We start from the raw sequence: 12564 nt of genomic DNA, 5'->3' as shown, positions 1-12564 counted from the left end.
AAGTATGATTCACAAGCAAGTTGTCAATCATCGACAAATTTCCTGGCTGGTCGGCAGTGTCTTGATGACAGGAATGATGATCAGTTTCTTGCGGTCTGTCGTTCAGGTAGCAAGGATGGATGCTTGGTTCTCTCAAATTTTACCCATCTTTTATGCGCTTTTTATCGCCTACGTTTTGAGTGGGCTGGTTGAAGCATACCCCGGGAAAAATATCTTTGAAATCTTGTTTATCATTGGCGGGAAGTGGATTGGTGGAGCTATCAATCTCCTCATTTTGTTTTATATTTGGATCATCCTGGCGATCGATATTAAAGGGGCAGCTGATTTTTTACATATCTCGTTATTGCCAACCACGCCATTGGAGATCATCTTACTCGTCTTCGTCCTGTTAATGATGTACTATGGCAAAACGAGTCTTGAGGTGGCGGCACGGGTAAATGAGTTTTATTTTCCCATTTATTTCATCATGTGCATTTCGCTATATTTCCTGCTGGTAAATGAATACAACGTAGAGCGTTTGGAACCAATCTTGACCAGTAATTTGGATCGGATCGTGGTCAGCAACTTTTTACCAGTGGGTGTATATGGTGATATTTTTCTCATTGGGGCATTCTTACATGCCATTGTAGAGCCGCGACTATTTTATGCTGCGATGAAGCACGGGGTCATCATTGTTGGCTTTGGGACGACGATTATGTTGCTCGTCTTGCTTGGGGTGATGGGCTTCATTATCGCCAGTCGACTGAATTTCCCTATCTATATTCTCGTCCAGCAAATCCACGTGACAGATTTCCTAGACAGGGTCGAAATGATCCTCTTTAGCGTGTGGTTCCCCGCTTTCACAATCAAAGTCATTGTCGCTTACTTGGCATTTTTAGTGGGGGTTGGATCATTTGGGGGACAACGGCATTACAATACATTCAATGCTCCGTGTGGATGGTTTATCGTTGTATCGTCCATATTCGGGTTTCCAAATGTAGCGCATATCGATCAATTTATTAGTTATAGCTTGCCGTTTATCGTTCTCGTCTTTCAACTGCCGTTGGCGATCTTTTTGCTCATTCACGTAAAGGGAAAGAACAAAGGAAGAGTGCAAAGCCTCATTCCCGAAGGAACGAAGCTTTATCGATTTTACCGGTCGATGGTGTGGATCACGACAGTCTGTTTAAGTGGTTGCGTGATCGTGATTTTGATTGGGGACTTTTTAAAAGATAAATCAGCGGTAGGAGGGGTCACGACAGCGATTGTGTACATTGCCCTCTTACTGATAGCTCTGTTGACGAGCTACGGGGAAATGCAGGCTCTTAATCATGGCAAGCAAAGGCTGGGGAGGGCAAAACAGGCCGGTTCGTTTCGACAATGAGATCGAAAGCCACGTGGTTCCTTACTCCAAAACACACTGGAGAGGGGGGACATCCACGACGCCTTGTATACTTGGCTGTCGCAAGGAATGCCCTTCCTTCCACTCTGCAAATTTGATTTTGACGGTGATTTCCGGCTGTATCCATAAGGTATTGGCTGCGCGTGGTGGCTTGTTAACAAAAGTCATCTTCTGTTGGACAAGAGGCTGTATTCTCTCCGTTAAAGCACGCCAGTCCGTTTGCGTCAATTTTCCAGTACCTGCATGACCGATGTACCAAAGAGAACCGTGTTGATCGAATAGGCCCAGAAGCAACGAATTGACAATATGATTCCGAAGCGTAACGCCGCCTACGACAGCAATGAGATCTCGGTAGTACTTTTTCTTTCTCCAGCGTTGATCTTTCCCATTGATCAAGTAGCTGCTGGACGTATCCTTCAGAATGATTCCTTCCATGCCTTGCGCTTCAATGACACGGTAAAGAGCGTCTCCATCAGCAAAATTTTCAACTAGCTGCACATGAGGAGTAGGAGTGATGATTTTGCCCAGTATTTGTTGTCGCTCTGATAGGGGGGAGGAAGTTACCCATTCATGATTCCAGTACAGTACATCGAAGACCATGTATGTGACAGGGACAAGCTTTTGTATCTGGGAGACTTTCTCTAAACGGCGGAGCCCGTCTCTCCTCATGACCTCGTAAAAGGAAGGCTTTCCGTCTGGGCCGAGAGCGATTATTTCGCCATCCAAAATCACAGAATCGGCACGACAATACGAGCGAATATCGGTCACTTCTGGATAATGGAAAGTCCGTTCATTTAATTTTCGGTTGAACAGTTTGACTTCGTGTCCATCGTAGTAGGTAAGAATGCGAACGCCATCCCATTTCACTTGGCCTATCCATTGTGGTCCGATAGGTATAGCTTCCGTGCTGGTAGGCTCAAAAGGAAAAAGCGGAGTTAGTTCCATAGCTGCCACCTCTATGTTTAGTTGGGACTTGCCCAGTTTTCTAATACAGTTTCACGGATGGGCATGATCTATACGAGTGGTGATTGCGGATGCATTCTTGTGAGAATTTTACGAAACTTTTTTATTGATTAAGTATTGAATTCAAGCTATACTACTTATATAAAGTAACTGATGGGTTAGCGGATTGGGCTGTATCTGGTTGAACTGCTTCCTCCTTCCGTGGTACGTCCACCACACCTCATGGGAAGGGAGCTGTTCTCTGATATGGCCCTTTTTGTGTCTAACTCGGGTTGGGAATGTTTGTTGTTCACTTTCTTTAATCCTTTTTTCATTGATATACAATTAGCGACTTGTTTATAATGACTGTGCGAACTCATTTACGAAAGAAGGAATTGACTTGCCGTTTCTTCGGTTTAAAGGCTTTGCGAAGCAAGACATAGAGCCCATTTCTCAGATTCTTATAGAAGAGTTTTCTAAAATTGCTGAGGTAGCTCAGGAAAAGGTGAAATTGGAGCTGCTTCAGGTAGAGCAATTGACGAATAGTCCTTTGTCTGTAGAGATCATGATGTTTCCCCGTGAACAAAAGCAACATGATGCGATTGCTAGTGCCATACACGGCATTTTGAAGAAGCAAGGCTTTCTGCATATCCATATTTTCTTCATTCTGCTATCGCCTACTCTCTATTATAAAGAAGGACTTCCGTTGCAAGTTGGAATGACGAAATAAGCAAGAAAAAAGGTCGAGATCCTCCAAAAGGGATTTCGACCTTTTTCTATTAATAATAGAGGCTTTCGGTTTGTAGGCACTTGGAGCATGTTCGCGTAAGTGGACTCTCGATATAGACGTGGCTGCAGTCCTGTTGAATCAGCCGCAATTGCTGTTTGGATTGCTCTAGCTCAGCCTCTAGTCGAATGATCTTTTCGCGTAAACGACTGGCTTCCTCCATAGGCATCCCCCTTCATTAGGAATGGTACAAGCGGCTTCCCTGTTCGCGGAACTCACGCGATTTTTCCTGCATTCCGGAAAGAATGGCGGGATCTTGGGCAGCCCCTTGTTCATTGGCGATGTGACGAATGTCGTGCGATATTTTCATGCTGCAAAATTTAGGTCCGCACATGGAACAAAAATGGGCGGATTTGGCGGCTTCTGCTGGTAACGTTTCGTCGTGATATTCACGGGCGCGCTCTGGGTCCAGGGACAAATTGAATTGATCGTTCCAGCGAAAATCAAAGCGAGCTTTGGATAAGGCGTCGTCTCGCAGTTTTGCCCGCGGATGTCCTTTTGCGAGATCAGCGGCATGCGCTGCGATTTTGTATGCGATTAAACCGTTGCGTACATCCTCTTTATTGGGTAGGCCGAGGTGCTCCTTGGGCGTTACGTAGCAGAGCATCGCTGTTCCGAACCATCCAATCATGGCGGCGCCAATCGCTGAAGTAATGTGATCATAGCCGGGAGCGATGTCGGTCGTGAGTGGCCCAAGTGTGTAAAAAGGAGCCTCATGGCAAATGGATAACTGTTTATCCATATTTTCGCGAATGAGATGCATGGGGACGTGACCAGGACCTTCAATCATGACTTGTACGTCGTGTTCCCACGCAATTTTTGTGAGTTCTCCCAATGTTTCAAGCTCCGCGAACTGGGCCTCGTCATTCGCATCCGCGATGGAGCCAGGACGTAGTCCATCTCCGAGCGATACACAAATGTCATAGGCCTTCAGAATTTCGCAAATTTCAGCAAAATGCGTATACAAAAAGTTTTCTTCATGATGGGCCAGGCACCATGCGGCTAAAATCGATCCACCGCGAGAGACGATACCTGTAACACGGTTAGCTGTCATAGGAATGTAGCGCAATAGAACACCAGCATGAATCGTGAAGTAATCGACGCCTTGTTCTGCTTGCTCAATCAAGGTGTCTCGGTATACCTCCCATGTCAAATCCTCGGCTTTCCCATTTACTTTTTCAAGTGCTTGATAAATCGGGACAGTACCGACTGGAACAGGACTATTGCGGATAATCCACTCCCGCGTGGTGTGTATATGTTTTCCCGTCGAGAGGTCCATGATGGTGTCCGCACCCCAACGGACCGACCAAATCATTTTTTCGACTTCTTCTTCCATCGAAGAGCTGACAGCTGACGTTCCGATGTTGGCATTGATTTTGACATGAAAGTTACGGCCAATGATCATCGGCTCGCTTTCAGGATGATTGACGTTAGAAGGGAGGATCGCACGTCCAGCGGCGATTTCTGCCCGTACAAATTCAGGGGAGACTCCCTCGCGAATGGCAACGTATTCCATTTCCGGTGTGATGATATTTTTTCGGGCATAATGAAGCTGGGTAACATTTTTTCCTGACTTTGCCCGTTTTGGTTTGTAGCCCTCTCGAGGGAAAGTGGGGAGGGTGGCTGCCTTTGCTTCGTTTCGGATGCCGTCGTCGACTAGTTGTGGTTCGCGACCGACATACGTTTCCGCATCATTTCGCTCATCGATCCACTCGTGGCGGATGGAGGGCAGTCCTACTTGAATGTCAGGAACGTAACCCGTTGCGGTGTACTCGCCACTCGTATCGTACACGCGAAGAGGGGGATTGGGTGTGGAGCCAGACAATCCTTCGGTAGGATGAAGGGAAATCTCGCGCATCGGGACGCGGATGTCCGCACGACTACCTGTTTCGTATACTTTGCGACTGCCTGGAAAAGAAGACACCAATGACATAAGAAAAACCTCCTTGATTTGGTTGCACGAAAGCGAGAACCGTTTAGGGAGGCGAAAGAAACTGCCCGCGAAAAAGCGCCGCATAAAACAATATGCGACGCCAACGCGAGAGTAGAGAAGAAACGGGTATCCTAAAAAGATACACGCATCTTTTCGTGTCGTATATGACATTCCTCCGCTGGCATTACCCAGTTCAGGTTCAACGGTCGATGGCACAGTACCATCCTCTCAGCCTGGTGATTTCCAAGCTCCCGTGCTTTTTTGTATTTTGGATTGCAAGAATAGGATAACGGGAAGTCCATTTAATTTCAAGGAAAATTTTCCAACGAAAAAATTGCGGGTGTGCAACACATTTTCCTCCCCCCTATTCTCATGAATCGGACTAAAACTGTTTCTGTAGACCCACATGAATCCTATCTGTTACGATGAAGTTCGAAAAAAAGCAACTGCTTCCAGCGCTTTGATTTTCCGCGTTGTCGAAGCAGGCTGGAGAAGTATTTTGAGGTGATGAGGTATGGATGTCTATTCGGATCTAAAACAAGGAGAACGTGGAGCGTGGGTGAGTATTTTCGCCTACATATTTTGCTCTGTATTAAAAATAGGAGTTGCTTATGTCACTGCGTCAGAAGCTTTAATGGCCGACGGTCTTAACAACTCAACGGATGTCGTCGCATCGATTGCTGTTTTGATCGGGCTGCGAATTGCAAGGAAACCACCTGATAAAGATCACCCGTATGGTCATTTTCGGGCGGAGACGATTTCAGCACTTGTCGCATCATTTATTATGCTATTTGTCGGAGTTCAAGTCGTTACGAATGCCGTACCATCCTTGTTGGACCCACATCATACGGCTCCTAACCTGTTGGCAGGGTGGACAGCACTTGCGACTGCAGTCATAATGCTTGGCGTTTATCGCTACAATAAAAAGCTCGCCATCAAAACAAACAGCCAAGCACTAAATGCAGCGGCAGCTGACAACCGTTCAGACGCATTCGTCAGTATCGGGACGTTTATCGGGGTAGCTGGCGCACAATTTCAATTGCACTGGCTCGATCCTTTAGCTGCTTTTGTTGTTGGTCTCATCATCTTGAAAACTGCTTGGGACATTTTCAGGGAAGCAACTCACCGTTTGACAGATGGCTTTGACGAGAGCGAGCTAGCGGACCTGCGGGCTACCATTTCCTCGATTTCGGGAGTTAAGGATATCAGTGACATCAAAGCCCGCTACCACGGAAGCAGCGTGCTCGTTGATGTTGTCATCCATGTAGATCCAGGTCTGAATGTGGTGGAGAGCCACACCATCACCGAGAAAATTGAAGAACAGATGCGCAAGATTCACCGCATTAACGCTGTTCATATCCATATTGAACCATGCAGGAAGATGGCGCCAAGCTAGATGTCTATATGTGAATACAAAAAAACCTGTCCAGAGTGGGCAGGTTTTTTTATGTGCAGATTAAACAGGGGTTGCCTTCTTTTTGCGCAGTGTTTTGGTTGTAGAAGTAGTCGTTTTCTTTTTTTGATCGGTTGCGGTCTCCTTTTTCGATGCTTGCTCTTTTTCGGACGAGGAGGCAGCGGTGGTGCGTTTTCGCGCAGGCTTTGACGGAGTCGGTTCAGGCTCGATTTTGATGGGTATTGCGGCTTGACCAGCTGTAGACTCCAAGCTTTCTTTTAGGGCCTGCATGAGATCAATTACATTGGTTCTTGCAACGGTAGGTGCAGTAGCGATCTCCTGACCCTCCAGTTTTTTCTCAATCAGTTTTTGTAGGTCAGATCGATATTCATCCGTATATTTTGCCGGATCAAAAGGGATCGTCATATTGCTAATGAGCTCAGTTGCCATCTTTAGTTCGTTTTCGGCCAATGGAACAGTGGCTTCTGGCAAGGCAGGCACTTGACTGACGGGACGTACTTCATCTGGATAGAAGATCGTCTCCAGCATGATGCAATGCTCATACAGTCGGATAACGGCCAGGCTTTGCCGATTGCGCATCGTCACCTGTGCAACGCCGATCTTGCCTGTCTGTTCCATGGCGGAGCGCAACAGGGCGTATGCTTTTTCACCAGTGTCTTGTGGGGATAGGAAATAGCTTTTATGAAAATAAACGGGATCGATCTCCGACAAGTCTACGAAGTCGAGTATTTCAATGGCTCGGCGTGTTTCTGGCGTAATGGCTTCCAGATCCTCATCGTCAATCATGACAAAATGTCCTTTTTCATATTCGAAGCCACGGACGATTTCGCTCGTATCGACCTCGCGCTGGCAGTGCGGGCACATTTTCGTGTACTTGATCGGGGTATTGCACTCTTTATGCAGTTGGCGAAAGCGAATATCGCGCTCTTCGGTTGCAGTAAACATGCGGACAGGTATATTGACAAGGCCGAAGCTGATCGAGCCCTTCCACACCGTATGCATGCGGATACCTCCTTCACAGCTATTTTTGAATAGTATCTGTAACCGCATAGAAGAAGTGCCGAGGGAATTGAAGGTGGAAAAGTAAAAAGCCAGCCGATTTGATACGGCTGACTTCTTGTATAGCTACTGCCCATGCTTGACGATGTCCGATTGATCTGCACGCGATTGCATGTCTCGCGCCAGCTCGACATCTTTGCCAGTATGGTCCGCAATGGATTGGGCTTTGGACGCCTTCAACTTTTGTGCAGACGGTCGTTTTTCTGCCATGAACGACTCACTCCTTTCAGGCAATCTACATGTAGGGGGTGTTACAGGTACATGTAGTATGCGCTGCACACAAAAAAATACCCCATCGCCAAATGACGAGGGGCAGCCGTTCAACTCCTCCCGATGAAGGGAGCGATGGCACGAAATGCTCCTATCAGACACGTCGTGCGCCAAAGTGAACAGCCTTTCAATTATGGGAGAGGAGAAACCGGAGGAAGAGCTTATGGGGAAACGTAAGTCTTCTCCGCGGTTGTCAGCGACACCGTTGCGTCGCTATTCAACATCTTTTCCAATCGAATGGGGTTGTATACCTTTCTTGTACATAAATTTTTCCAGTTGCTAATTTTACGGGTGTATGCAGTTGTGATAGTATGATATCATTCTCAGTCTTAGAAAATCGCGTCATACAACATACATAGGAAAGCAGACAGGTGAAATGAGTATGCGAGTCATCGCTGGAGAACACAGAGGAAGACGGTTGGCAGCAGTTCCGGGGAAAGGAACGAGACCGACAACCGATAAAGTCAAAGAATCGATTTTTAATATGATTGGTCCGTATTTCGATGGCGGATGGGCATTGGACCTATACGCAGGAACAGGTGGTCTCGGAATCGAGGCATTGAGTAGGGGAGCGGATCGAGCTGTTTTTGTGGAGCGAGATCAAAAAGCATTTGCTGTAGTAAAACAAAACGTCAGCACTTGCAGGCTGGACGATTATGCAGAACTATATCGGATGGATGCGGACCGCGCCATTCGCACACTGAGTACGCGCAATCAAAAATTTGATCTCGTCTTTTTAGACCCGCCATACGCCCAGCAGAAAATTGTCGAAGAAATTGAGATGTTGCAGGAGCTGGGAATGTTAGCGGATGGAGCGTGGATCGTGACTGAGCATGATATCGCAGACTCCTTTCCAGATGCGATTGGTCATTGTGTGAAGGACCGAGCGGCTAAGTATGGGGATACGGCCGTTACCGTGTATTATTACGATTTGGAGCCACAAGCCTAACTTTCAATCAAGGTGCAAAAGAGCACTAAGGGAGGATTACCCGCTATGGCAATCGCCGTATGTTCAGGAAGCTTCGACCCTGTTACTTATGGGCATCTCGACATTATTGCGCGGGGTGCCAACGTTTTTGATAAGGTCATTGTTGCCGTCTTAATCAATTCGAAGAAAAACTCATTGTTCAGCGTAGAAGAGCGCGTCGATTTGCTTCGTCAAGCAACGGCTGACATGAAAAATGTAGAAGTGGACTCTTTTGACGGCTTGTTAATTGACTATATGAACAAAAAGGGCGCACAGGTGATCATTCGTGGCCTTCGTGCTGTTTCTGATTTTGAATATGAGATGCAAGTCGCCTCGATTAATAAAAAGCTCGATGAAAATATTGAAACGTTTTTCATGATGACGAACAATCAATATTCGTACTTGAGCTCAAGTATTGTGAAAGAAGTTGCGAAATACAAGGCGAGTGTCGCCGATTTGGTGCCGCCAGTCGTAGAAGAGGCACTAAAGCGAAAAATGGCCGAGTAGATTATCGCGTCGTCTTGCTGCGGTTCATGCGCGAAAGAGTCAGACTGGTACACAACAGAATGGCACCGACGCCGATGGCGATTCCCCCTGATAGGAGCAGGGTCTCCCACCAGCTCGTCGCCGGAATCTCGGATTTGGCATGTACAAATACAGGGACGGCTTTCTCGATGAACCAGGAACTGACTGTGGCAAGAGGTCCCCAAAAGACAAAGGTCAAAATCGCAGCTAGCAAAGCGTGCAGCGCTCTGGCAATCAAGTAAGGGGCGACGCGAATATCCGTTTCACTCAAGATACTCGCGACCTGCGCGTGAACACTCAAACCGCCCCAGGACAATACAGCACTGGCAATCGCTGCTTTCCAGACCAAGGAAACTTCATCAGGCACAATGCTCGCAGCCTGTGCGCCGAGGGTTACTTCGAACAAACCAGCCACGATTGCTTGGGAAAAGGCTGGTGGAAAACCAAAGGGACCGAGAATGATTGAGAGAAGCGTACTGATGATCTGTGTCAGATGAATCGTGGAGAATAGTTGAATTAAGACCGAAAAAACAATGACGAAGCCACCAATCATGAGCAATGTATTCAGGGCGGATTGCACCGCTTCTCCCATTAATTTTCCGAACGGACGCCCATCACGGATACGTGCCCGATGCATCGCTTGTAGGGCGCGTAAAGGAAGCGGTAGTGAATTTTTCTCTAATGGGGCTGACGTAATGGCAAAAGGCGCATGAAAACGATAAATCACGCCCATGAGTACAGCTGACAAATAATGAGTCAGAGCTAAAATGATACCCATTTGCTCACTGTGGAAGAAGCCGATTGCCACTGCTCCCATGACGAATAAGGGATCTCCCGTCGTTGTAAAAGATACGAGACGTTCACCCTCAGCCTTCGTCACATTGCCTTGCAGACGCAGGCGAGTTGTCAGCTTTGCGGCTACCGGATATCCGGATGAGAAGCCCATAGCCAGTACGAACCCGCCAGTGCCTGGAACGTTAAACAGTGGGCGCATTAATGGCTCCAGTAACACACCGACGAAATGAACGACGCCCAGACCCATCAACACCTCAGACAGCACAATAAAGGGAAGCGTAGAGGGGAAAACTACCTCCCACCATATTTTCAGACCGCGTACGGCAGCTTCAAAAGAAATCTGCGAGTAAGCAATCAACGAAATAACAATGAAAACTGTCGAGAGGGCGAGCAACAAAGTAAGTACGGGTGAGTGGCGTGACATGGATTCCTCCTGAATCGAAGAAAAGTAGTAGTACATGTCTACGTGGCTGGCGGGAGAACTATGCGTAAGCTTGGTCGACGAATATCTCCCAAGTGTGAAAGGTACAGCGATTTACCACATAGGCTGGTTACAGGGAGGGGGTTTTTCCATGCAGACAAAGCGTAAACCAATCGTGGGTGTAGCCCTGGGTTCTGGGGGCGCTCGCGGTTTTGCACATATTGGTGTATTGAATGCGTTAGAAGCACATGGCATCCAGATTGACATGCTGGCTGGCTCCAGTATGGGCAGTCTGATTGGGGCTGTCTATGCCAACGGAATTGAACCGCATATGATGGGAAAGCTTGCCCTTAATTTAAAACGCAAGCATTGGCTCGATTTGACTGTACCCAGCATGGGCTTTGTTACGGGGGAGAAGATCAAGCAATTAATTCGCCTGCTAACGCACGGAAAGCGCTTGGAAGAGCTGAACAAACCGCTTGCCATTGTGGCGACGGATATTGAATCAGGAGAACGAGTCGTATTTCGTGAAGGTCCAATTGATCAAGCGGTGAGGGCAAGCATATCGATTCCAGGCATCTTCGTACCTGAAAAGGTAGGGGGACGGCTTTTAGTCGACGGAGGAGTTATTGATCGTGTGCCCGTAACGGTGCTGCGTGAAATGGGTGCCGATATCGTGATTGCGGTAGATGTCGCCCAATTCGATACCCGGACGGAGGTCAAAAGTATTTTTGATGTGATTGCCCAGACGATTGATGTGATGGAAAGGGAAATTCTGCGACATCGAATCATTGCGGCAGACATCGTAATCAGGCCGGATGTTGGACACTATAGCAGTATCGCGTACACAGGTGTCGAAGAAATTATCGAGTTAGGTGAACGTGCGGGTACTGACCATATCGAACGCATTCAGGAACTAATTGCAGATTGGGAGGCACAGGAATGAGTGAGGAACAGCTTTATGCCAATAGACGCAGATCTACAGGAACCAGAGGCTTTAGCTGGATACTTGCCTTGGTTTTTGTCTTGTTGGGTATTTCTTTTTTTGTACCGACGAATTATTACGTGAGTCGTCCGGGTTCAGCGATTGAGTTGGGGCCGATGATTCAAGTGGAAGGCGGCAAGAAAGACGAGACTGGCTCCTTTATGCTCACGACGGTCAGAATGGGCGAAGCGAATTTGCCGTGGTATTGGTATGCAAAAATGGCGCAGGATGTTGAGTTGATGCCCAAGGAGCTGGTGGTCAGCAAGGGCGAGAACAGCGAAGATTTTATCCGTAGAGAACAAGCGATCATGGACAATTCACAAAAAATTGCGGAGGCAGTCGCGTTCCGTCTTGCCGGTTTTGAAGTGAAAATCGAGAAGCAGGGTGTGTGGGTGATGGGTACTCTAGAAGGGTTCCCTGCCTATAAAGCATTGCGAATTGGTGATGTCATTACGTATGTTGACGGGGTTCGCACGTCTGAGGCAAAAGATTTGCTGACAGCCCTCTCTGCAAAAAAAGCAGGGGATCAAGTCGAAATTACGTACACAAGAGATGGACAAGAGGCCAAAACGATGTTAACCTTGGAACCACTACCTGAATCCAAGTCAGTTGGAATTGGTGTACGCCCTGACAACAAACAGGAAATCATCATACCGAAAGAAGTAACCATTGCCTCTCAAGGGATTGGTGGTCCTTCTGCGGGATTAATGATGACACTGGAGATTTATGACCAGTTAAATACGGAGACGGATTTGACAAAAGGCTATAAAATTGCAGGAACAGGCACGATTTCGTTAGACGGAAAAGTAGGCAGGATCGGTGGCATTAATCAAAAGGTAATCGCAGCGGACAAAGCGGGCGCAGAGATCTTCTTTGCTCCGCAGGATACGCCAGATACGAACTCCAATTACGAGGAGGCGTTAGCGACTGCCAAGCGGATTGGAACTTCAATGAAAGTGGTTCCAGTCAAGACGGTAGAAGAAGCGATTACGTACTTGAATGGACAAAAACCGAAATCTACCTGAGCAAACTAGCTGTCAAGCAAAAATGGTTGACAAAGCTTTGGGCAGGGTCTATAATCATCT

General features: G+C 47.3%; 13 protein-coding genes and 1 riboswitch. Of the genes, 7 read left to right on the top strand and 6 right to left on the bottom strand.

The genetic code is table 11. The features are described from left to right. The first annotated feature begins 4 nt into the window (after positions 1 to 4). Entirely contained in the window at positions 5 to 1363 is a 1359-nt protein-coding gene (locus HPY28_RS05835; protein ID WP_173622107.1) for a GerAB/ArcD/ProY family transporter, read from the top strand. 21 nt (positions 1364 to 1384) lie between these two features. On the opposite strand, the gene HPY28_RS05830 is transcribed toward HPY28_RS05835, so the two are convergent. Next, entirely contained in the window at positions 1385 to 2326 is a 942-nt protein-coding gene (locus HPY28_RS05830) for an ATP-dependent DNA ligase (RefSeq protein WP_174230230.1), read from the bottom strand. Between the two features lie 397 nt (positions 2327 to 2723). On the opposite strand from HPY28_RS05830, the gene HPY28_RS05825 reads away from it, so the two are divergent. Continuing rightward, a complete protein-coding gene (locus HPY28_RS05825; RefSeq protein ID WP_017249390.1) occupies positions 2724 to 3053 on the top strand; it encodes a DUF1904 family protein in 330 nt (109 codons plus the stop codon). Positions 3054 to 3102: 49 nt separating this feature from the next. On the opposite strand, the gene HPY28_RS05820 is transcribed toward HPY28_RS05825, so the two are convergent. Continuing rightward, the gene (locus HPY28_RS05820; RefSeq protein ID WP_017249389.1) at positions 3103 to 3273 is read right to left on the bottom strand and encodes a hypothetical protein; all 171 of its coding nucleotides are present in this window, start codon (positions 3271 to 3273) and stop codon (positions 3103 to 3105) included. Between the two features lie 15 nt (positions 3274 to 3288). Beyond that, positions 3289 to 5043: a phosphomethylpyrimidine synthase ThiC gene (gene thiC, locus HPY28_RS05815; RefSeq protein WP_174230229.1), complete on the bottom strand. Its 1755-nt coding sequence runs from the start codon at positions 5041 to 5043 to the stop codon at positions 3289 to 3291. Positions 5044 to 5195: 152 nt separating this feature from the next. After that, a riboswitch (TPP riboswitch) is annotated at positions 5196 to 5308 on the bottom strand. A gap of 249 nt (positions 5309 to 5557) precedes the next feature. On the opposite strand from thiC, the gene HPY28_RS05810 reads away from it, so the two are divergent. Further along, on the top strand, positions 5558 to 6439 hold the full coding sequence (locus HPY28_RS05810; protein WP_017249387.1) for a cation diffusion facilitator family transporter: 882 nt from the start codon (positions 5558 to 5560) through the stop codon (positions 6437 to 6439). A gap of 60 nt (positions 6440 to 6499) precedes the next feature. Here the strand turns inward: HPY28_RS05810 and ku are convergent, their stop codons facing one another. Both ku and HPY28_RS05800 read right to left on the bottom strand, forming a co-directional pair. After that, on the bottom strand, positions 6500 to 7459 hold the full coding sequence (ku, locus tag HPY28_RS05805; RefSeq protein ID WP_174230228.1) for a non-homologous end joining protein Ku: 960 nt from the start codon (positions 7457 to 7459) through the stop codon (positions 6500 to 6502). Between the two features lie 123 nt (positions 7460 to 7582). Next, positions 7583 to 7726 (bottom strand): hypothetical protein, encoded by a 144-nt coding sequence (locus tag HPY28_RS05800; protein ID WP_174230227.1) that lies wholly within the window; start codon positions 7724 to 7726, stop codon positions 7583 to 7585. A gap of 442 nt (positions 7727 to 8168) precedes the next feature. Between HPY28_RS05800 and rsmD the strand changes: the two genes are divergently transcribed. Further along, positions 8169 to 8735, top strand: a complete 567-nt coding sequence (gene rsmD / locus HPY28_RS05795) for a 16S rRNA (guanine(966)-N(2))-methyltransferase RsmD (RefSeq protein WP_069849354.1) — start codon at positions 8169 to 8171, stop codon at positions 8733 to 8735. 45 nt (positions 8736 to 8780) lie between these two features. Beyond that, complete coding sequence (gene coaD, locus HPY28_RS05790) at positions 8781 to 9260, top strand: pantetheine-phosphate adenylyltransferase (RefSeq protein ID WP_007728199.1); 480 nt, start codon at positions 8781 to 8783, stop codon at positions 9258 to 9260. Position 9261: 1 nt separating this feature from the next. On the opposite strand, the gene ylbJ is transcribed toward coaD, so the two are convergent. Then, positions 9262 to 10497 (bottom strand): sporulation integral membrane protein YlbJ, encoded by a 1236-nt coding sequence (gene ylbJ, locus HPY28_RS05785; protein ID WP_173622103.1) that lies wholly within the window; start codon positions 10495 to 10497, stop codon positions 9262 to 9264. 148 nt (positions 10498 to 10645) lie between these two features. Here ylbJ and HPY28_RS05780 point away from each other — a divergent pair, with 148 nt between their 5' ends. Both HPY28_RS05780 and HPY28_RS05775 read left to right on the top strand, forming a co-directional pair. Continuing rightward, positions 10646 to 11440: a patatin-like phospholipase family protein gene (locus HPY28_RS05780; protein WP_017249383.1), complete on the top strand. Its 795-nt coding sequence runs from the start codon at positions 10646 to 10648 to the stop codon at positions 11438 to 11440. Beyond that, complete coding sequence (locus tag HPY28_RS05775; protein WP_017249382.1) at positions 11437 to 12504, top strand: SepM family pheromone-processing serine protease; 1068 nt, start codon at positions 11437 to 11439, stop codon at positions 12502 to 12504. The genes HPY28_RS05780 and HPY28_RS05775 overlap by 4 nt, the downstream gene beginning before the upstream one ends. Positions 12505 to 12564: the final 60 nt, after the last annotated feature.

Source organism: Brevibacillus sp. HB1.2, from assembly GCF_013332495.1.
GTDB lineage: Bacteria > Bacillota > Bacilli > Brevibacillales > Brevibacillaceae > Brevibacillus > Brevibacillus porteri.
This window is presented reverse-complemented; position numbering and strand designations above follow the sequence as displayed.